Raw genomic sequence first — 21,595 nt, 5'->3', positions numbered from 1 at the left:
TTATTTTTCAAATTTCCATCTTGATTTCCCCAACATTTAAGCAGCCACCCGTGTACACTCATTCCATTCATCAAAGCAGCTGTGCTTATCCTAACTGGCGTTTAAATGCTTGACTGGCGAAGAAGTAAGCGATGACCATGATTCCGATGCACCAGGCAAGCGCAGTCCAAATGTCGTTGCCAACAGACCCTTCATACAAGAGGGCCCGAATCGCATTTACAATTGAAGTCACAGGCTGATTCTCAGCGAACGCACGGACAATTTCAGGCATCGTTTCCGTAGGGACAAAAGCCGAGCTGATAAACGGCAGGAATATCAGCGGGTACGAGTAGGCTGTGGCCCCTTCCATAGACCCCGCCTTCAATCCAGGAATGACCGCCAGCCATGTCAGCGCCAGTGTAAATAGCCCGAGTATCCCAGCTACCGCGAGCCAATCCAGGATATTGGCATTTGTACGGAACCCTATCAAGAGGGCAACGAGGATAACTATCACAACAGTAAGGGCATTGGAAACAAGCGATATCAACACATGTGCCCATAATACCGACGATCGCTTTATGGGCATGGTAATAAAACGCGCCATCAGCCCGCTCTTTACATCCGTAAACAGCCGTACGGAAGTGTAAGCGACACCGGATGCGATAGCCATCAGCAGGATTCCCGGCAATAAATAATTGACGTAGTTGTCCGCTCCTGTCTCTATAGCGCCGCCAAATACGTAGACAAACAGCAGCATCATCATAACCGGCGTAACTGCCACCGTGATAATCGTATCTGGGCTGCGCATGATGTTGCGCATTAAACGCCCCATCAATACCCCTGTTTTATTTTTCATTTACCTCTCCCCCTTTTTGCCGATGATCGCGAGGAAAATTTCCTCCAATGTCGGCTGCTTCTCGATGTACTCCATTTTCGCTGGCGGGAACATCTCCTTCAGTTCAGTGAGGGTACCAGTCGTGATGATTTTTCCGCCATGCAGGATGCCAATACGGTCCGCAAGTTGTTCAGCTTCCTCCAGATACTGGGTTGTCAGCAAGATGGTCGTACCACCACCGGCAAGCTCCTTAACAGTTTCCCAGACTTCCATCCGTGCTTCGGGGTCCAGCCCTGTCGTCGGTTCATCGAGAAAAATGACGGCTGGTGTTCCAATCAGGCTCATGGCGATGTCAAGCCGGCGCTTCATCCCGCCAGAATAATTGTCGGCCCGTCGGTTGGCCGCTTCTTTCAAGCTGAATTTTGCTAGCAGATGGTCAGCAACTTGGGCGGGATGGGAAACTCCCCTCAGCTTGGCGATCAACATCAAGTTTTCCCGCCCTGTGAGCATGCCGTCTAACGCTGCGAACTGCCCTGTCAGGCTAATACTCTTGCGAACCTGATTCGATTGACGCTGAACGTCAAAGCCACCAATACCCGCTTCGCCGCCATCAGGCTTCATCAATGTTGAGAGGATGTTGACCATCGTCGTCTTGCCCGCTCCATTTGAGCCCAGCAGGGCAAAAATTTCACCCCGCCGCACCTCAAAATCCACCCCATCTAATACTTCCTTGTCTTTAAAGGATTTTTTTAACCCTTCTACAAAAATCGCTGCATGATTCATCCATTTTCCTCCTTTATAAAAACCGCAGAAAGGCCGCTTTGTGAAATCGGAAATAGAGAGCTTTGTCAGATAAGCGATCTATTGCTCACCTTCAGACAAAGCGGAGTAGTTATCCCTTCGAGCGCCTTTCTGAGCTAAATTTTATTTCCCACTACTAAGTGTTACTGGTAATCTGTATAACTTACTACCAGGTTAAAAATAAAACTGAATAGTAAAGGCGGCCTTTATATCATGACCAGCTATTCAGTCGGTGTTATATCTCAACGCTTCATGATCCTATCTTCAAATCTTTACAATCCTTGTAGTAAAGAAACCTAGAGCGATCTTTTTCGGTCGTTACGTGCTAAACAAACCCCTGGGATTTCGCAGATTAGTCACGACCAATCGAATCGTTCAACTTGGTGCGGTACTTATCTTTCCAGGTTTTCTCATCCTTCAACAGCTCATCACAGAAATCGGCTACGTCCTCACCCGTGAGGTCCGTTACTTTCTTCCCTTCCGCAGCTCCTTCTTCGAAGAGGTCGAGAATACCGCCAAAGATACGGCTCATGGCCTTCCAATCGGAGGGACCACCAGTGGTCCACATATACTTTTGAATCGCTTTATAAGCGTTGTGATACTCACTTGGAAGTGCCTTCGCACGTGCCTCCATGGCCTTCCATTCCCGCTTGTCATCCAGACTCCCGATCATTTTTTCAAAAATACCCATATGATTATTTCTCCTTCTCATGTTCGTTTTTTAACTCGTTTATTTTACTTGAAACAAATTCCCACTTTTGCCAAAAGATATTAAGGTGCTCTCGACCTGCGTCGTTGAGTGTATAAAACTTTCTCGGCGGTCCCATAGTGGATGGCTTTTTCTCGATATCAACAAGATTGTTTTTCTCAAGCCGCATGGTAATCGTATAAACTGTCCCTTCCACCACATCAGTGAAGCCAAGTTCTCGCAGCTGTTGAGTGATTTCATAGCCGTAAGTTTCGCCGCGGCTGATGATCTCAAGTACACACCCCTCAAGCACCCCTTTCATCATTTCTCTGAAATTTCCCATGTTTACCTCCATTTGTGTTTAGGCTGTATTTGTATCACGTTTGTTTGTGTTACCGCTATTCATTCCTACCTTTGCCGTCACGATAACGTTCCTTCTATTGTTTCATATCCCTATCGACTTTTTGAGTGACCGATTCCTGATAGAAATCAGCAAACGTTTTTGAATCTCCAATCAGCTCATCGCAGAATTCAGCAACATCTCTTCCTGTGACTTCAAGCACATCCTTCCCAGAAGCCGCGCCTTCTTCAAAGAAGCTAAGGATTTCCGATAACAGTCCGGTACCTTCGTATAATTCAACAGGCCCGATTTTGAAGAGATATTTTTGGATCTCTTTATAAACCATTTGGTAATCTTTAGGAAGTGCTTTGACACGCAAAACATGGGCTCTCCATTCTTTTTTGCCTTCGATGATTTTTTGGATACTCATTTCAGTCCTCCTAATTTTCTTGCTACATTCTTGTTAAGCTGGTCACGCCATTTATCTCGATAAGTTTTTGCACCTTCGTCACCAACAAGCGCTGCGCAGAAGCCTTTGATATCATCTCCTAGTACTTCTTCGACGCTCTGGCCGTCTGCTGATGTAACTTCAAGCAGTTCAAGAGCGCTGTCAAGAATCGGCATCAGGTTACGACCTGTGAAATCTCCGTGAATCCAGAGATGATTATTCATTTCTTTCCAAGCCGTTTGATATTCAGCGGGCAAGACTTTCACTCGTTCTTCAAAAGCTTTCATTTCTTTAGTCATATCCCTGCCTGTTATTTTTTCAAAAAAGTTCATTGTGGTCTCCTTTCTTTTTTTATTTGATTCGTTTCCTTGAGACAGCTTCTCTTTTCGCATTTCCAGATGCTCTTCTCTCCACCGGATTGTATTTCTCTAGCCGCATGATAATCGTATCAACGGTTTCTTCGGTCACAACATTGAAGAAAAGTTCTTGTAGGTTTTGCGTGATTTCATCACCGTAAGTTTCTTTCCCTTTTACGTCACCAGTATTAAGTAATACCGATTACCAGTACATAGTATTACGAAATAGCATCCATGTCAAGGTGAAAACATGTGAGTACCTCAAAGGAATATCGCTCGTTTATTAAGATTTATACTTAAATAAAAGTAAGCGTAAAATAACCCCACCTATGAAAAGGTAAGGGATTATTTTACGCTTACGGAGGAAGAGCCAGCGTTCAATGCTGACTCTCTTAATGTTTCCTATTCAATTAAAACTCTGAGTTAGTGAACCGTGTAGTTATGTTATACAAAACTTCTAAAAGATGAGATTGTGTGAAGCCCGGGTTAATGTTTGCTATGACCATTACTCCTTTACACTACTGGAAATAAACATGGAAGCATCTTGATTCATAAAAATACGATTTCCATGATAGAATGTCTTAACTTCATTAGATTTGAACCCGACTTCAGATAATCTTTTTTTCAGTTCATCATGTGAAAAACCGTTGTGAACGTTTGGATGATTTATTTTCCCGTTCTTATCAAAATCAACAATAATAAGCTTACCCCCCTTATTCAATAGGTTGAACAAGGCTTTTAAGATTATTTTCGTATCAGGAATATGAAGAAGAACGAGTGACATTAAAACGATGTCTGTATTAAGTTCAGGAGTTTCTTTAGTAAAATCAGTACAGAGCACTTTTGCATTAGTAATCCCCTGGCGAGAAAACTTAGCTTGCGCAACATCCAACATCTGTTCTGAAGAATCAACTAACAAAACAGAATCTACTAAATCTGTAACTTCTAAACTAACTAGACCCGTCCCACTTCCATAGTCTAGTAAAGATTTTGATTTACTATTTCGTAATTCTTCTCTTACTTCATTAACTATTATATTGGCTAATTCGATTCTTTCTTGTGTATCATATTTTTTTGCCATCTGTTCAAAAACGTTCTTCTTCATATTCGTCCCCCAGTCTAATAATAACGAAAGCTTTTAAGATGGATACCATTTTATCAATGTTCGAAACCTTAAGGGAAATATCCTGCTTCCCTACTTCACGATCCCATCCCATGGGCTCCTTTTTGGTTCAAAGGAAGTCCACCCATCAACCATCAGAACTCCTTCATCTTCCTTTCATTATGTTTTTTCTTTTTTGTGCTTAGTTCCATATATGGATAATAGAACGGCTAGTACAAATATAGAAATAATCGTTACACCCTTTGGTATGATGGTATACCCCAACAAACTAACTAAAAGTAGGATAGACAGTAAGAAAACAGCAAAAGACATGATTCTTAACTTATTCATTCAATACCACCCCTTTATTAGCTTTTTGAAAATAGTGACCAATTATGCCACCATATCGAAAAATTTGGTTCAAAAACTAAACCTTTACATCTGGCTTATACCATCAATTAGAAACCACAAGAGATAGATGGTCATAGACAAGATAAGCGTAGAAAATACCAAACGATTCCACTGTTTTTTTATTAGACAATAAATGGAGACAGCCACCCCTATTCCCGGTATGCCAACCCATACTATATCTTGAACGAACATACTTTTTGAACCAATAACCCCAAGAATATTAGTAAAAAACATTAAAAACCAGATGATTTGTAAAATTAATGACGTCCTTAAAACTATGTTATATTTCGTTATTATCGTTATTCCCTCCTTATTCTTTCATTCCATTCTCTTATATAATATAGACAAGGAAACAAACAAAACCTGTAATAGAATAACTTATTAAGCCTTTTCTTATTTGTTCTTTCTCCATGTTTGCCTTATTTTGCAACCATTTTATGTAGTCAGAGACAAACCAAAGGACCAAAAATAGAGCGATCCCAATAAAATTTTGTTCTAACATCAGGACAATAGAAACAATAGTTAATATAGCTAAGCCAGCATTCCCACCTATTATGCGGATAAGTTTCCCCTCCTCTGGCTCTCATACTTGCCAATCCTTTCTATATTAGCAATTTCTCTTAAACCTTTGATTTACAGTATGTATTAGCTAACTGTCACATATGGCTGCTACAGGAATGCCCTTTTCAAAACAGACATCAACAAGTTTCTTTACCTGTTGATTTTTTTCTTCTTTCCATCCAGTTCCACCAGGTATGATCAACATCTCAAATGTCAACTTAAATAAGAAGCTTTGTAAGCTATAATCGGGTATAACCTTTAACCCACCCATTGAAGTTTTTGTATTGCTATCAATCGCAATGGTTTTAACCTTATAACCCGATCCTGGTTTATTTAATTCTGCAGTGACATAGCCTGCTTCCCAATCAGCAAAACCATCTGTAATAAAAACTAAAACATTTTTCATCACGTATGTCCTCCCTCCTCCATGATTAGTAACTAAACCAATCCTTCCCTGCCAATTATTTCAAATTGGTGCTGATAACTCAATCTTTTATTTCGAGTGAAAAAGGTTTCTGGTTAAAGATAAGCCACCGATTACATAAATAAAAGCTGAAGACCATTACATTGGTCTTCAGCTACATGCCCTATAACGCCCATTTAGTATTCACCTAGAAAAGGAGTTTTGATTGGATAAGCCACCGCAAAAAATATTAAAAGAAAGTCTTTTTATATTTTTATTAACTCATTTAATTCCTCTATTAAAATAAATTCCTAGGAGTGTTATGGATATTTACATTATATAGGATGGTTAACTATTTAATGAACTAAAAGAACGAAAATATCGACTAAAAAAGGTGCCAATAGTAAAAAGCCTAACATACCAATTCCCAGTAAAAGAGGCGTAGTCAATGGCCTGGGCTCATTTAACTTATTTAGTTTTTCATTCATTGTCTTTAGTTCGTCTAGTATTTCTTTTTCACGCTCTTCAGACATACAATCCTCCTAAAATACCGTATCCTTACAAAAATATGTATAAAGAACAATTGCCCTTAATACTGAACACTTAAAATGGAGATTATTAATGTGCCCCATATATTTATTTTATTCTATTAACAATTTCCTCCACAAATTCAATGTAAAATTCCCCTAATGGATTGGTTAAGGAAGTGTCTTTATATGAATATCAGAATTAAAAATACCAAATTTATACCATAAATAATTGAACTAGCCATTTTCCGACCGCTCCACTGCGCTTCGATACCTCTCAATAAGATACTTAAGAAAACGATGGTTATAAGAAGTTTGCTGGAAAAAGTCACACCAGCGAATCCTACTAATAAAAGGGAAATATCCCCTGCTGCATAATCACTCTATCAATGTATTGTAACATTTGCAGGCTTTTTTCAATATTCCTCCCCCTCAAGAAAAGCCTGGTGTTCGAGCATAATGTTGCTCCTAAGAATATCTACAAGAAATGGGGATGGTGAGTTTTAATCCTATAAATCTAGTTACACGAATGAAGGTTAGCCGAATAATGGCTAACCTTCTTATGTTAAAGTATACTAAAAGGGAAGATGCCCGGCCTGTTCAAAAGAATTTGATTTTAAACAAAAAGACTAAAAGCTAAACATACGGCGAAACCGACGAATGCAACAATGGTTGACATAACCGTCCATGACTTAAGTGTCTGGCTCTCATTCATGCCAAAATACCGGCTAACCATCCAGAAGCCAGAGTCATTGACGTGGGAAGCGATGGTCGCACCGGAGGCAACGGTTATGACAAGGATTGCCATCATTGGTTCACTTAAGTCGTAGGTAGCAGTCAATGGAGCAACCATACTAGAGGCTGTAACCATGGAGACTGTTACGGAACCTTGAGCAATCCTTATTAAAGCTGCTGTGATAAAGGCAAATATAACGATTGGAATATCCGTTTTCTCCATCGCATTTGCCAGGATATCTCCGATACCAGAGGCGATGAGCATTTCACCAAACACCCCGCCTGCCCCCGTAACTAGAATAATAATCCCCGCAGGTTCTAATGCTTTTGTAGTAATCTTCTGAATATCATGTTTAGAGTATCCCTTTCTAATACCAAAAATATAGAGGGTCAATAATGTAGTAATAGTCAGAGCGACGAATGGATGACCGATAAATACTAGTATATTTCGAAGCGTGTTCTCTTCCGCTAGTAAAAGGTCAGCTAATGTATTGGATAAGATTAAAACCAATGGAAGTAGAATGATAGAAATTACATTAATGAAGCTAGGTAATTCTTTCTTAAATGGGGGTTGCTCGCTTTCTTGAAGATCAGCAAGACTTGCCGCTTGTTCCCTCATCGCTTCGGGAACACCAATATAAATTTTCTTTGAGATATAACTCCCAAAAAACGGTCCTGCCAAAATCATGGCTGGAATCCCAGCTAAGACGCCAAATAAGATTACCCAGCCTAAATCAGCACCTATAATAGACGCGGCAGCAATTGGCCCTGGTGTTGGAGGAACCATTCCATGTGCAACAACCAGACCAGCTAGCAAAGGAATACCATAATACAGTAATGATTTGTTTGTTTTTCTTTGTAAACTATACAAAATTGGGATTAAAATAACGAGCGCCACATCAAGAAACACGGGGATCGATATAATGATACCAGCCAGTCCAAGTGCCCACGGGCTTCGTTTCTCACCAAACTTATCCAGCATAGTTAACGCCAAGCGTTCAGCACCACCAGAAACATTTAATATCTCTCCAAACATAGCTCCTAATCCAATGATGATTGCAATAAAGGCAAGTGTTCCTCCCATTCCTTTTTCAAATGTAGCTATAATATCTTCGGGTGACATTCCCACTGCAAGGCCGACAAGAAAACTAACTACTATAAGCGCAATGAAGGCTTGTAATTTTGTCTTCATTACGAGAAATAACAGCACAGCGACCCCCAAAACGGCAACGATCACCAACCATGAAGAAGATGCCATAGAAATTCCTCCTTATACGAAAACGATTGGATATTCATTTTCTGATCCTTCTAGGCGGTACTTAGTAAAAAATTTTTCTCTTCATTAATCCTCTAATTATAGAAAAGGAAAGCATTCATCTATCATAAATGAAGCTTTCCCTATTAGATTTCCTCTCTTAAACCTTATATAAGAGCTGTATCGTTTATCCTGGAATTATGAGTAAGTGTGTTATTGTTTCATCACCACTGCTTGATAGGGAACATCCGCATCCATCTTCACTTCTATCGGAACAACACCTTCTGCAGCATCCGTACAGCCTACTAAGCGATTGGATGGCGCAATAGTCTTTTGTCGCTTTTTCATCGCAGCTTTTCGTTGTTGACCAAGTCTTTCCCTCTCTTTTTGCAGTTGACCTTGATATGGAACAATTTCTCCTTTGATAAACGCCTCTTGATCTAGTAAATCAATTTGTTTTTTACGGAAACCTAAATATAATAAATCGCCTTCTTGCAGGTAAAGCAGATCACCATCTTTGTAGGCCTCTGGTGTCATATGACCGATAGCTGCCCCATATGATACGCCAGAGTATCGCCCATCACTAATTAATGTAGCTAAGCGTTTTAATTGTCGATTCGCATTAATGTGCTGCATTGGTGTAAACATCTCAGGCATGCCAAAGGCTTCAGGTCCCTGGCCGGCTACAATAATAGCCAGTCTCAAGATTTCTTCTTGAACCATTCGATCGAATAACTCATTATAGGATAATGAGGAAGCTTTCCAATACGTATTCGGGCTATTATGAGCCCACATTTGACAAAGCTGTTCTTGTTCAAAACACTTATTATCCTTTAGTTCATCCAGGAGGTCGGCATTTAAAAGTTGTTCGTTTGCTTTTATTTCGTTTTCAAAATAAAGCACAAAAGAAACCTTCTTATCAAAGTGGTCGAGCTGAGAGGTTGACATCCCGCTTATCTTCACAACAGCGCTTTCAAAAAAGTTGCCACGCAACACATCAACACCACTAAAATTACGACGAGGAGTGCTAAGAATAATTGGATTATCTGTCACACCATCAGCGCTTAACCCGGTTGTATCACTAAGCCTTTCCTGCCACGTTTGCCCAACAACGGTCTGCGCTTCAATATCCATAGGTACATCATTTTCCAGCAGCTCATAAAATAATGTCTCCATTCCTCTAATCATTCCTGCACATGTCTGCTGAGCCAAAGCGTATATATCCCGGCCTTCTGTTAAACTATAATCAAACAAATCCGGGATTGGATATTCTTTATGGATTTGCTCTACATCCCATAAGGAAAAGTCATAACCGGCATAGATCATAGCCCCGACAATATGCATCATTAAATTAGAAGACCCGCCCCCGGAGCTATGTATGCGAATGGCATTTTTGATATTTGCACGGACTAATTCTGATACACTGCATTCTGGACGGTTAACGATTGAAAATAGGGATTCGATGGCTGGGTTTAATTGGTCTGTAGTTGGAGGTTCTATCAATAACTCCAAGTGGGGATGGACAAGGCCGAAGCCTGCCATAATATCACGAGAACTATTTCCAGTTCCATGAAAAGCACAAATCCCTCCGGCGCCATCACAAGTATTAATGGCCAATTGTTTTTCAAATTCTTTTTGTTCTTCACTGGTAATAACCTCACACTCAACAGCGCGAAGCAAGACACCTTGGAACTGTGTGTTTGAGCTGCATTGGAGTATATAATCAAGTGCATCATGAAGGTCATCAGCTATACTCTGATACCCTTTTTGTACGGCTTTATCTGCGACCGAACGCAGGTTTTCTTGTAATGCTGGTGGTATTTCTCCCCCTTGTAAGACGTGAGAGGGTGCAAAGGAGGCAAATACCGGTGCTTCCCCCCGGAGACGACGGGTCCGGTCTAATAAAGCTAAACCACTTAAAACACCCAATGGTTGCTTGTCACACCCTTGGATGACAAACGCTCCATGATAACTATGTGCCTCCATTTGGTTCACGACAACCTGTGCAATGGCATTTCGACTTTGCAGCGAGTAAGACATCCCCATATTATTTTGTGCTGTACCATCACACAATACTGGTGTACTAAAGTAGAATGGGACCCCGCCTTCCTGCCATATCTTAATCGCAGCTTTCGATACGGTTTGCATATCCAGAATATGAGCCGGATGATCGGAAGAACCTCCTATGATAGCAATTCTTGGGGCATTCTTTTCCAACCGATTATAAATCTCACCTAATGTCCAATCGGCCTGTATGTTTTGGTCGCCTAATTTACTCTTGGCATTATCCAATAAACCAGCAACGGTAATCGGCTCATTCGCCTTTCCTTGAACATTATGTCGATAAGGGTTAATAGGATTATCAACTTTTACCTTAGGCTCTGTATTCGTTCTTCTCATAGAATCAGCCTCCAATATGTTTAGTCCTTTAAGAAAAAGACATGACTCCTCAAAAGCTATGCACACATAAAAATTTAATCCGTTTTTCCAGGAGAGTACCATGCTAAAGAGACATATCTGGAACAATTAAATCTATCGATTTACCGCCCCAGTTAGCAGAATGGTACCATTGAAAATGACAGAATCAACTACGATAAAACTTGATTGCTATTGGAAATATAAAAACCATAAAGTACCAAAACATTACCTGCAATCCACATTAGTTTTATATTATAGAACTTAGTTCTGTTACATGTTCATGAAAAGTCTTTTTAAACGACTTTTAGTTTATAAGCTTTATGACCTGTATCCCATCTCCTTAGAAATCTGTTCGGCTGTCTGTTCCATTATAGGAATGATACGGTTAAGCTGTTCATCATTTAACTGCGGAGTAGGCATGGAAATACTAAAAGCAGCAATGACCTTATTTGTGTAACTGTAAATCGGGAAGGCAATACATGATATTCCCGGTTCATTTTCCTCTTTATCAATTGCATATCCCTGTTTTTTGATTTTAGCTATTTCCTCTAAAAAATCCTCTTTGTTCGTCAAAGTATTAGTCGTACGTTTCTCAAATATATATCCATCTAATATTTGATTCATTTCTTCTTCTGTTCTAAAGGCAAAAAGCACCTTCCCAACCCCACTGCTATGAAGGGTAGCCCTCCGGCCAATACGAGAACCCTCCACATTACCTGATTTACCTTCTACTTTATCAATGTAGACAGCTTCTTTTCCCTCTAAAATCACTAGATGGAGGGTGTGTCCCGTTTTCAAAGACAAATCCAATAAATACTTCCTTGCAATGGTGCGAGTATCCAGGTTATAAGTAACAAAGTTTCCTCTTTCAAATAACTTTAGACCTAGCTTGTATTTTCCGTTTTCCGTATTCCTTTCTATATACCCATACTCTTGTAGAGTTCGGAGTAAAGAATGAACCGTGCTTTTATTAAGGTGCATACGTTCACTAATTTCAGTGATTCTCAACTCTGGTTCCTGTACATTAAATAAGTCTAATATTTTCAGCGCTCGTTCAACCGATTGTATGATTGGCATTTACATCATCCTTACAGATAGTTATGGAATTATACTATCACATCCTAACGATATAAGGGGGATTATTTGATCAAGATTATAATAGAAAGCCAGCCTTTTTAGGAAAGAGAAACATTACCTTTTACTGGAACAGCAAGCCCTTCAGCACCTTTTTCCGACATTTTCAAATGGGGGGCATATCGTTGAATCATCTCTAGTCCTATTCTGGCACGGCGGACACGTTCTTTGGATAAAGCCATCGACTTATCTTCCAAGTGGGTACCAGAAGGATAAATATTGGGAGCATTTCTTAAACCGAATTTAATATATACCGGTGCTGCTACCCTGATAATTTCAGGAATATCAAAGTGACGAATAAATCCACCTAGTTCATCAGGAACTTCTACGTAAATATCCAAAGGTATGTCTACTGCCTGCCGAATGGCAGCAAGCCGAGGAAGTGTTAAATCAGTAGGAACATTAAAGGTACCAGCTCCTATACTTTCAATTAATCGGATGGATACAGGGTTGGACTGTCCCATTTGTACAGAAACCTTTACTATCAAGTCACTCGGAAGTTCCCCTAACTTTTTATATTCATTTACTAACCACAACAGTCCCTCATCACTAACAAGAATACTCCTTAATCCTGCCTCACATCCTCGTTTAATATCTTCAATAGAGTAGACAAGCTGATCGATCCCTTCGACACGCTGGCCTAACACTTTTCCTCCACTCGACCAGGGCATGGCTGAAAGATCCCATGTCCCGCGTGGACCCACAAATAAACTTACTTCCATATTTTCACTTGCACCGATTCCTACCATATCCTTTAGTTCACTGTCTGTTAGAAGCATAATTCCACTTCCCTGAGACACTCGATGAATTGGTACATCATAATCTTCTGCCGCATCAAGCACGGTTTCAAAGGATTTAACACCTTCCACACTAGGTATTTCTATTCGATATTGAGCTCCATCTGGGAAGGTTTTTGTTGAAGTTGGGATTTCATTAAAATCACTTCCCGGAAATCCGAGTTTTTCAATGATTTGCCGTGTTTTCTCCATTCCAATCACTCCTTAATAAAATTGAGTTTTAATACAATTATTTTCCACATTCCCGCCATTGTTCTACATTATAAAACTAAGTTCTATAATATTCATATAGAATATTACACGAAGGTAGTTGGAGAGTCAATAATTTTCTGATTTTTTCTAAAATACAGACAACCTTCTTGAGGGTTCCGTTAAGTTAGCAGAAAAAGATTATAATCGGGAAGACTTGATATCAAGGGATATGGTTGAAAACGAGGACTTAAGTAATCACTATTGTATTACAAGAAAGCAGAAGAAAGGCAATCCGATATTATTTTCACGGGCTTTTTATTGAAAATCCAGGGTTGATTTAATTATAATATTCACGCATTTAAAGAGGATCTCAAAGAAACGGTCGACTCTATATGGAAAACAAATTTACTAAAAGCCTGTGTTTTTACGATATCTTTATGGTTGATAAAGCTTGTGGGAATGACCCCATATTCTTGTGGCAATGTAAACGGTTTTATATTTTTACTTTGGTTAAGATTGTCAACTACTGACCTAGGTAAAAGTGAAATGCCCAGTCCAGCTTTAACACATCCTATCACACCATCTAAGGTGTTCAATTCCATCACCTTAGGTGTTCGAATTCCTTTAGACCCCAACCATTTTTCAAATGTATCTCTATAAAAACAACCAGATTTGAACACAATGAAGGTTTGATTTTTCAGTTGTTCAAAACTGGTACTAGAAAGGACAGATTCCTTTGTAACCAAAACCAACTCCTCTTCGAAAACATTAATCTTTTCCAGTTCCGGATGATTAACTTCCCCTGCTACAAAAGCACCTTCAATCTTACGATTTAAAGCTGCTTTTATAAGTTCCTCTGTGGTTCCGGTTTGAAGAGACAACTCCACCTGCGGGTACTGTTCATGATAGGTCGATAAAATACCTGGTAATCGTGTAGCTGTTGTTGTTTCCATTGAACCAATGGATAATGTCCCTTGAGGTACACTGGAGTTCTTTAGCGTTTTTTCAGCATCCCCCATCAATTGGAGCACTTGTTCAGCATAATTTAAAAGAACTTTTCCAGAAGAGGTCAAGTCCACACCATGTTTATGACGATAAAATAGCTTGGTATTATAAATTTTTTCAAGTCGCTTAATTTTTGCGGTCACATTAGATTGGACAAAGTTCAGTCTTACAGCCGCTTTCGTAATATTGGCTTCCTTTGCAACTTCCGTAAAAACACGAAGATCTTCCAGATTCATCTCTAAAACCCCTTCAGATTAGATATCAATATTTTTGATGGTAACTAACAAAAAACATCATTTTACGTGTTAATTAAATCCAATTATAATCATAGTAACGCATTTTGGAAACCTTTCATTCACAACCCTTAGGAGGAATGATGACATGTGGCACGAAAACAGGTTTACTAAGAAACTTGGCATTCAATATCCAATCATACAGGCAGGAATGGCCGGGGGGATTACAACACCGGGATTAATAGCTGCCGTTTCCAATGCTGGAGGGCTTGGTACTCTAGGCGCAGGTTATATGAGCCCAGAACAGATGACGAAAGCCATTCGAAAAATCAAAGAATTAACGAATCAGCCCTTCGGAGTAAATATTTTCATTCCGGAAATGCCGGAGGTGGCCGAAAAGGAAATTGAAAAAGCAAATGAATTATTACGTCCTTTTCGCGAAGAATTAAAATTAAAGGAACCGGAAGTTACTAAGCCAACGACCAATCTTTTTGATAAGCAAATAGAAATTATTTTAGAAGAACGTGTGCCTGTTTGCAGTTTTACCTTTGGCGTCCCTTCCAAACAACGGGTTCACCAGTTAAAGCAGGAAAATATTGTGGTTATGGGGACAGCAACAACAGTCAAGGAAGCTATAATTAATGAAGAAAACGGATTGGACATGGTTGTGATGCAGGGCAGTGAGGCCGGCGGACATCGTGGAACCTTTTCGGGATCATATGATAAATCCATGATTGGAACAATGTCACTTGTTCCACAAGCCGCCGATCATGTCGACATTCCTGTCATAGCCGCAGGTGGAATTATGGACGAAAGAGGCGTTTTAGCAGCTCTCACACTGGGAGCCGAAGCCGTCCAAATGGGAACCGCTTTTCTCACCAGTATGGAAAGTGGAGCGAAAAAATTACATATAGAGAAGATATTGGACAGTATCGAAGAACAAACAGTTATTACCCAGGCATTTAGTGGTAAACCGGCAAGAGGTATTCAAAATGAATTTATCACGAGGATGGCTCCATATGAACAAAATCTACCGGGTTATCCGGTGCAAAACATACTAACCAAAGAGATTCGTAATGAAGCAGCAAAGCAAAATCGACCGGAATGGGTTCATATTTGGAGTGGCCAAAGTGTGCGATTAAGCAAAAGACAACCCGCTGGTGAGATGATTAGAGACATCGTTTCTCAAGTCGATGTTCTTTTGAAGAATCGTTAGGGAACAGAGGTGAATGCATGAGCCTATAAGCCCTTAAAGCAGGAATAGCTTCGTTAATAATTGTAATGGGAATTGGGAGGTTTGCGACTAGCTGTCATTCCCTCCTGCTTTATATTAGCTATCATCGCTAATAAATTCGATCATATCAAAACCTAGTATGGTGCATTCGCCGCCCAGATCATCGGGGGGCATTTTGCCAGTTCTGACGCATAGTGCTGTGGGTATTTTTTGGTTCCCTCTTGTTCAGTGGAACATTTATGGGAATTGTAACGTTGATTGTTTCCAAAGGGAAAAGTATGTCCTTTCAAGAAAGTAACAAAACGATTGGGTATTTAACAGCCTTATGAGCCCATTATTGCAGAGATCTTAAAAGTCCATTCAAATAATCATAGTAGCTCACTGATTTTTGCTGCTATAATATTACTGGGTCTACTTTTGCTAGGCGTTGGCCAATTAAATCAAAGGTTTAAGGCGATTCTATATTTTAGTTCGTCTGGTTAATTAAAATTTCACGCAAAGATTAATGTTTGGAAACAGTTTCATCTAATCCCCCTAATAATTTGGACGTTTTTCATATGGATGGAGACTCCGATGATAGACTCTGAATGATCTTCCTCTACACTCTTAATGACGCCACCGGCTATTTCGTTATTCATCAACCACCTTGATTGATTGCCCTCCCTGATAAAACCTAGATAAATCCTTCTGTGATGACACCCATACGGGACCTCTAACTTATTTTCTTCAAAATATCTTCTGCTTCCCATTACCTGAAACAGCTTCCAACTTTGGCTTTTCTCACAAACGATCCTATTGATCAACTCCAATGAGCCAAGGGAGGGAGTCCAGCTGATGACGAGTGTGATCGGACCATACGAATCGATGGCATTTGTTACTAGATTTTCAAGTAATGCATGATCTCTATAATCTACCATTAAACTGTTGATTAACCCTGGGTATTGTGATTTCGCTCTCATGTTTTCGTGTTTGCTTTTGTTCCTTCCAATGACAGACACGACATATCCATTGTCCGCAAGCCAAAGCGAAACATCGGTTAACACCCCCGTACCGCCAATTACCAGCGCGTGTTTTCTTTTCATATGCAACCTCCTTGTTTATAGAATACAAATGGATTCGTATTCATTCATCGGGTCAAGGTTTGAAATGATCCACTCCTTTAGATGGAGAAGAAGAAGATCACGATGATACAAAAAAGGTGTACCTTATAATCAGGCACACCTTCTTCCATGTAGAGCTTTACATACCATGTTGGATATTGAGTAAGGAAGGTTTCACCAAAACCTTTGCTAAGATAATAAATAATAACATTTCTTCACAAGAAGTCCTGGAGAAAGTTGGTTTAGAACTTAGAAGAAAGAGATACTAGGGAGAAGCCCGCGTTTCTATATAAGACTTGATTTCTAGATAAACTAAATTCATTATTCAATACAATGGACTGTTGAGCTTTTTAAATTTATAGATACTTTTACTTAATATTGGTAACTGAATTTTCTTTATATAATTAACACAAATATTAAAAATAGACTGAAACCATAAATGAAAAAACTAGCGATTTTTCTACCGTTCCACTGCGCTTCGATTCCTCGAATTAAGGTGTTTGATAAACAAATAGTCATAAGGATTTTAATGGAAAGGTTTTTCTCAGTAACACCCACCAATAATAAGTAAATAGCTCCTACTAAAAGAATCACTATATCAATGTAACGTAACGTTTGTAGTCTTTTTTCCATAATGGCCACTTTTTTCTTCAAGAAATGCTCCTTTTAGATGAAAACTTGAAATCGAATTAATAGGTAAACTCTCCATCCCTAAGTACCTAAACCCACTCTCATGTTAGGATTTCACTTGTTGAATATCGGACAATTTTTGTTTCTCGTTACTTTCCTTGACTTTTAATGTATTGCAAAACACAATTTAGGGAGTTGTTAAGGGACTATTTTTTAGTTCTTAACCTCTTTACACTTCATATAATTGATTAGCATAATAGACACCTGAGGTAACTTCAGTTAATCTATCGAGCATCACAAGCCTTTGGGGTGAATATACAGACGGATCTTCAACTCTAAATGCTTTCAATTTTACTGTATTACCTAAAAATTCCGTGTGTTTTTCTTCTATAATTGATTTTTGTTGTTGCCATTTATAGAAAAGCCACACATTACCTAAAAGTGAGATAGCTATTAAACTAATAATAATTTTATTTTTACTCATCAGTTACCTCCTTTATGGTTTACGGTGGCATAAGGATCCAATAACGCTATTACTTTACGGGTTTTTCACAATAGTCCCTTTCCACTAGGATTTGATTCTATGATTCCATTTTTCCACATAACTTAAAGCTTGCTCAATGGTGTTTAACAAAGTGGTCACTTTCAGTGGTTATAGATATTAAATTCTTTTGTAAACCATTTAATTTGCCATAAAAGGCAAGAAAAGCATACCTAATACAACGCTTAATAATAAAGTAATGACCCAGTCTTTCCTCCTTCTCATATTAAGCAAAAAATTTAATATAGAACCTATGAGAAAGCATCCTAAAAATCCAAATAAGAAAATGCCATGTAATCCATGCACACACCTCTTTTAAATATTCATCCCTAATTTGGCAAAAGCCCCCGTTTATGGAAGACTTGGTTTCAAGATAATCTATTATTAAATAACTACACGTTCTTAACTGCCAACTTCAGCAGGATCTGTAAACAACCCTCTTTAAATCCAGTTAGTAGCTAAATTTGTTTAGATAGCCAAATAAGGAAGACTCCGAATAAGACAGCCATAAATGAAATTAATAAAAATATACCTCCAAGTAATATGGAAGGAATGAGATAACATGTAGCAACTACTGCTATAAACCAGCCAATTACAAAGGAAAAACTTGATAATAAATCCATAAAGTTTTTCAAAAACATCTCCCCTAAAACCTGATTCCCATATTTATCAAATATTCTAATTTACCTTTTCTACTTCAAACTTTAATCGATTTATATCCCAGACATCTTCCTCATAATTTTTAATAACCTTCACCTCTACTTTTTGCCCTTCCTCATATTTTTTTGGATTGGAAACTCGTATAGTTTTTGCATTTGGCTTCTTTTCAAATTCATATAACTCTGTAGAAGATCCTGCATTGCCAACTGTTGTCCATGCTTCAATTTCGATTTCCATCTCTCCACTTTCTTTGTTAATTCCTGTTATGTCCCCTTGAATAAAAGTCCCTTCTTTCAGGGAACAACCCATCAAAATAATAGGTAAAGTTGCACTAATGAAGAACATCTTGCTTTTGACCATTTAATAATCCCCCCTTGCTCAGTCAGTTAAAAGTCTACTGTTTGATAGTCCCTCTTCTTAAAAAGGATATCTTTCTCGCTTTCTTTTAATGAGACTTCACCAGTACCAATTATTTCAAAACTAACAAAGGGACTCAATCTTTTTCAAAATAAAGAGGCTTATCTTTACTGCAGATAAGCCCCCAATTCATTAATGTGGTTAAAACACCGGTATAAAGTTTTCATTTCCCCAATCTACTTTTTTTGGAAGACCCATTCCGAGACATTTGCATTGACGTTCCCTTCACTCTACACTTTTACTTTATTAAGAATTATTTATTAGCCTAATTTTGAACAGGAATAACCCCCACCATCCTAATAAAAAGAAATAGCCAATTATTACGAAAATAGACCAAAAAGCACCATGTTGTAATTGACTAACTAAATATTCAAATTCATTCAATCCTCTTGAACTTCCAATACTATTTATCAGAGTAACTATCGGAACTGTAATAGTAAATAAAACGACAACAATGGACCAAATTTTATTATCCTTTTTTACAATACTAAATACTGCAGTACCTAAAGTCGTAATAAAAAATAAGTAATATATTGCCCAGATCCAATCAGCCAATGTCTCCCATTGCATACCATTCCCTCCCTAAAACAGCGCCTGTATTTTGTATTGCTTGCAGGATTTCACTTTTTTAGTTTCTCAAATTCCTGTACAACTAACCCTACACTACCTTTCAATAAACAACTTTCCGGGATAACTCTCAACAATTATTGGTATAGAGGACAATTTATCTATCTAAAGAAAAGCCTCCGTTTCTTAAATACTTAAATTCGAGATATCTCCCATTTTACCTTTAACTAACGCACTAATTAATAGTAAATATGAGTATGCCTGCCCTCATCAAAGTCATTGAAAATAAATCCAAAGGCAATCCAGACACTAGAAAAGCTAATATTGATCTTGTTAAAGCTTTCAACTCGCCCCTCCTTGCTGAAGTGCTCCCCTTTGTAAATCTACCCGGTTCTTAACTATGTATTTAGCGAATGCTTATATCGCAAACGCCCCCCCGTTAGCTAGAGGTTCAAATTCAAGATAAAGATACCTTACTCTACTAAGTTTACATTATTGTGAACCTAATATTTTACTTCCCATCGATTACATCTCTCTAGGCTTATTTTCGGAAAGCTGAGGATACAGCTATTGTAAATAAAATAAAGAAAACAATACCGACTCCAATCAGTATATCCATTAAATTCATAACGTCTCTTCCCCCTTTACCTTAAACAATCGCCCCCCGATGGCTTAAGACTTGATTCCAAGGTATTTTTTGAAATGGCCAATACACCCTTTATTCTTATAGGTTTAAACGCGATAAACCTTTTAGTTCCAGATTTGCCCCTCGAATGATACTAATAAAAGCTCTTATTAGAAGAATTTCCAGTGGAATCCGAATTCCAGAAAACTTCTTTTTATGTTTGATTCATGCATGTAGATCGTAAACCCCAATCGCCTCTTACAATAAAAGAAAAGCCTCTCAAAAGTTTATGTACTCTTGAGAGGCCTGTATATTTAGTAAACGATTCCAGTCAAAATGCAGCCAAAAATTAAAGAACTTGATTAACATCTCAGAAGGTTGTTTGAATAGGTTCGATTGCAATGTACCATTTTTTTATTAATTGAAAGAAGGGGAATCTTAATGCATTACTTGCCCACCAGTAACATTAATTGATTGCCCTGTCATGTAGGAAGCTTGATCAGAAGAATAGAACACAACAGCATTGGCGACATCTTCATAAGTGCATCCCCGTTTCATCGGTACTTTATCCACATAAACCTGCTCAACTTCGTCTTCAGCTATACCCAATTTTTTAGCATACGAGGGAATCAAGCTTTGGAACATTGGAGATTTCAATAAATTCCCAGGCATGATACTGTTCACTCGTACCCCATGCTCCGCTAAATCTAAGGCGAGACTTTGGGTTAAGCCCACTCCTCCAAACTTAGAAGATGAATACCCCGCATTATGCTTACTACCTACTTTTCCAGACTTAGAATTGATCTGTATAATATTCCCTCTCCCTTGTTCAATCATCACTTTCGCTACTTCTCTAGCACATAAGAAATATCCTGTTAAATTCACATTCATCATAGCGGCCCAGTCTTTGAGCTCAAAGTTGGTGATTTTTGTACTTTTAGCAACCCCTGCATTAAAGACTAATAAATCGATTTTCCCATAAGTCTCTTTTACCGTGCTAACCATGTTCTCGACACTTACTTCGTCTGCTACATCAATTTGGACAGCTATTGCTTCTCCATTTAATTCATTTTTGATGTTACTAGCAACCTTAGAAGCTGTTTCCTCATTAATATCTGTAACCACCACTTGATAACCTTCTTTTGATAAACGATAGCAAAGGTGTTCTCCTAAATTCTGGCCTCCGCCCGCTACAATCGCTACTTTATTTTCCATTTAATATTCCTCCTTTTTTATCTAATGATTTCTAATACATCACCATGATGAATTTCGGGTACTTCCATATCTTCTAGAGACAATGTTCCAGGTAGTTCCGGTTCTTGGCTGCCATCAAACTTTAGAGTAATATGACCTAATGAGGCTAAGTTTTTGTTAACGGCACTTCCAACGCCAGTAATTTTGTAAGCATGGTCATTCACTTTTAACGTATCATTCGCTTGAATGTCTTCCTTTAATTGATTAATCTGATGAGATACACAAAACTCTTCAAGTTCGGCAGGCGCTCCTTGTTTAAAAAGAATAATCATCTTTTCTTCATAAAACTCCGTAACCATTTCTCCTAATTCGGTAACTTCTGTATAATAGATTTGCTTCATACTTCT

The 21,595-nt window shown here is 38.6% G+C and carries 22 protein-coding genes and 1 pseudogene; 1 reads left to right on the top strand and 22 read right to left on the bottom strand.

What is annotated here, in order from left to right:
- Positions 1-85: 85 nt before the first annotated feature.
- The 15 genes and pseudogenes from BLW54_RS07380 to BLW54_RS07320 form a co-directional block, all read right to left on the bottom strand.
- Complete coding sequence (locus BLW54_RS07380) at positions 86-835, bottom strand: ABC transporter permease (protein WP_074733754.1); 750 nt, start codon at positions 833-835, stop codon at positions 86-88.
- Positions 836-1,597, bottom strand: coding sequence for an ABC transporter ATP-binding protein (locus BLW54_RS07375; RefSeq protein WP_035505809.1), 762 nt, complete (start codon positions 1,595-1,597; stop codon positions 836-838). It abuts the gene before it with no gap.
- Positions 1,598-1,967: 370 nt separating this feature from the next.
- On the bottom strand, positions 1,968-2,306 hold the full coding sequence (locus BLW54_RS07370) for a DUF1048 domain-containing protein (protein ID WP_035505810.1): 339 nt from the start codon (positions 2,304-2,306) through the stop codon (positions 1,968-1,970).
- Positions 2,307-2,310: 4 nt separating this feature from the next.
- Positions 2,311-2,646 (bottom strand): PadR family transcriptional regulator, encoded by a 336-nt coding sequence (locus BLW54_RS07365; RefSeq protein ID WP_035505812.1) that lies wholly within the window; start codon positions 2,644-2,646, stop codon positions 2,311-2,313.
- Between the two features lie 94 nt (positions 2,647-2,740).
- Positions 2,741-3,073: a DUF1048 domain-containing protein gene (locus BLW54_RS07360; RefSeq protein WP_074733752.1), complete on the bottom strand. Its 333-nt coding sequence runs from the start codon at positions 3,071-3,073 to the stop codon at positions 2,741-2,743.
- Positions 3,070-3,423 carry a DUF1048 domain-containing protein gene (locus BLW54_RS07355; protein WP_035507552.1) on the bottom strand — a complete coding sequence of 118 codons (354 nt, stop codon included), beginning with the start codon at positions 3,421-3,423 and terminating at the stop codon, positions 3,070-3,072. The genes BLW54_RS07360 and BLW54_RS07355 overlap by 4 nt, the downstream gene beginning before the upstream one ends.
- A gap of 529 nt (positions 3,424-3,952) precedes the next feature.
- Entirely contained in the window at positions 3,953-4,552 is a 600-nt protein-coding gene (locus tag BLW54_RS07350; protein WP_074733750.1) for a class I SAM-dependent methyltransferase, read from the bottom strand.
- On the bottom strand, positions 4,533-4,664 hold the full coding sequence (locus tag BLW54_RS21140; protein WP_279626538.1) for a hypothetical protein: 132 nt from the start codon (positions 4,662-4,664) through the stop codon (positions 4,533-4,535). Before BLW54_RS21140 ends, BLW54_RS07350 begins: the two co-directional genes overlap by 20 nt.
- A gap of 948 nt (positions 4,665-5,612) precedes the next feature.
- A pseudogene (locus tag BLW54_RS07345) lies at positions 5,613-5,927 on the bottom strand (DJ-1/PfpI family protein); the annotation flags it as partial.
- A gap of 353 nt (positions 5,928-6,280) precedes the next feature.
- Positions 6,281-6,457 (bottom strand): hypothetical protein, encoded by a 177-nt coding sequence (locus BLW54_RS20660; protein ID WP_155996967.1) that lies wholly within the window; start codon positions 6,455-6,457, stop codon positions 6,281-6,283.
- A gap of 610 nt (positions 6,458-7,067) precedes the next feature.
- On the bottom strand, positions 7,068-8,444 hold the full coding sequence (locus BLW54_RS07340; protein ID WP_074733748.1) for a GntP family permease: 1,377 nt from the start codon (positions 8,442-8,444) through the stop codon (positions 7,068-7,070).
- Between the two features lie 210 nt (positions 8,445-8,654).
- Positions 8,655-10,841, bottom strand: coding sequence for a dihydroxy-acid dehydratase domain-containing protein (locus BLW54_RS07335; protein ID WP_074733746.1), 2,187 nt, complete (start codon positions 10,839-10,841; stop codon positions 8,655-8,657).
- Between the two features lie 336 nt (positions 10,842-11,177).
- Positions 11,178-11,936 carry an IclR family transcriptional regulator gene (locus BLW54_RS07330; RefSeq protein ID WP_074733744.1) on the bottom strand — a complete coding sequence of 253 codons (759 nt, stop codon included), beginning with the start codon at positions 11,934-11,936 and terminating at the stop codon, positions 11,178-11,180.
- A gap of 98 nt (positions 11,937-12,034) precedes the next feature.
- A complete protein-coding gene (locus BLW54_RS07325; RefSeq protein WP_181949654.1) occupies positions 12,035-12,982 on the bottom strand; it encodes a U32 family peptidase in 948 nt (315 codons plus the stop codon).
- Between the two features lie 350 nt (positions 12,983-13,332).
- Positions 13,333-14,223, bottom strand: coding sequence for a LysR family transcriptional regulator (locus tag BLW54_RS07320; RefSeq protein ID WP_074733742.1), 891 nt, complete (start codon positions 14,221-14,223; stop codon positions 13,333-13,335).
- 145 nt (positions 14,224-14,368) lie between these two features.
- Between BLW54_RS07320 and BLW54_RS07315 the strand changes: the two genes are divergently transcribed.
- The gene (locus BLW54_RS07315) at positions 14,369-15,436 is read left to right on the top strand and encodes an NAD(P)H-dependent flavin oxidoreductase (protein WP_074733740.1); all 1,068 of its coding nucleotides are present in this window, start codon (positions 14,369-14,371) and stop codon (positions 15,434-15,436) included.
- 539 nt (positions 15,437-15,975) lie between these two features.
- Here BLW54_RS07315 and BLW54_RS07310 read toward each other — a convergent pair.
- The 7 genes from BLW54_RS07310 to BLW54_RS07280 all read right to left on the bottom strand — a co-directional run bounded on the left by BLW54_RS07310 (position 15,976) and on the right by BLW54_RS07280 (position 21,589).
- Positions 15,976-16,536 (bottom strand): Rossmann-fold NAD(P)-binding domain-containing protein, encoded by a 561-nt coding sequence (locus tag BLW54_RS07310; protein ID WP_074733737.1) that lies wholly within the window; start codon positions 16,534-16,536, stop codon positions 15,976-15,978.
- 414 nt (positions 16,537-16,950) lie between these two features.
- Positions 16,951-17,208 (bottom strand): hypothetical protein, encoded by a 258-nt coding sequence (locus BLW54_RS07305; protein ID WP_074733735.1) that lies wholly within the window; start codon positions 17,206-17,208, stop codon positions 16,951-16,953.
- A gap of 205 nt (positions 17,209-17,413) precedes the next feature.
- Positions 17,414-17,668 (bottom strand): hypothetical protein, encoded by a 255-nt coding sequence (locus BLW54_RS07300; RefSeq protein ID WP_074733733.1) that lies wholly within the window; start codon positions 17,666-17,668, stop codon positions 17,414-17,416.
- A gap of 735 nt (positions 17,669-18,403) precedes the next feature.
- On the bottom strand, positions 18,404-18,745 hold the full coding sequence (locus BLW54_RS07295) for a hypothetical protein (RefSeq protein WP_035510687.1): 342 nt from the start codon (positions 18,743-18,745) through the stop codon (positions 18,404-18,406).
- 303 nt (positions 18,746-19,048) lie between these two features.
- Complete coding sequence (locus tag BLW54_RS07290) at positions 19,049-19,372, bottom strand: hypothetical protein (RefSeq protein WP_074733730.1); 324 nt, start codon at positions 19,370-19,372, stop codon at positions 19,049-19,051.
- Between the two features lie 1,060 nt (positions 19,373-20,432).
- A complete protein-coding gene (gene srlD, locus BLW54_RS07285; protein ID WP_074733727.1) occupies positions 20,433-21,209 on the bottom strand; it encodes a sorbitol-6-phosphate dehydrogenase in 777 nt (258 codons plus the stop codon).
- 17 nt (positions 21,210-21,226) lie between these two features.
- Positions 21,227-21,589, bottom strand: coding sequence for a PTS glucitol/sorbitol transporter subunit IIA (locus BLW54_RS07280; RefSeq protein WP_074733725.1), 363 nt, complete (start codon positions 21,587-21,589; stop codon positions 21,227-21,229).
- Positions 21,590-21,595: the final 6 nt, after the last annotated feature.

The organism is Halobacillus karajensis (assembly GCF_900108515.1).
In the GTDB taxonomy this organism is placed as follows: domain Bacteria; phylum Bacillota; class Bacilli; order Bacillales; family Halobacillaceae; genus Halobacillus; species Halobacillus karajensis.
The sequence above is the reverse complement of the archived record's forward strand: the minus strand, read 5'-3'. Positions and strand labels throughout refer to the sequence as shown.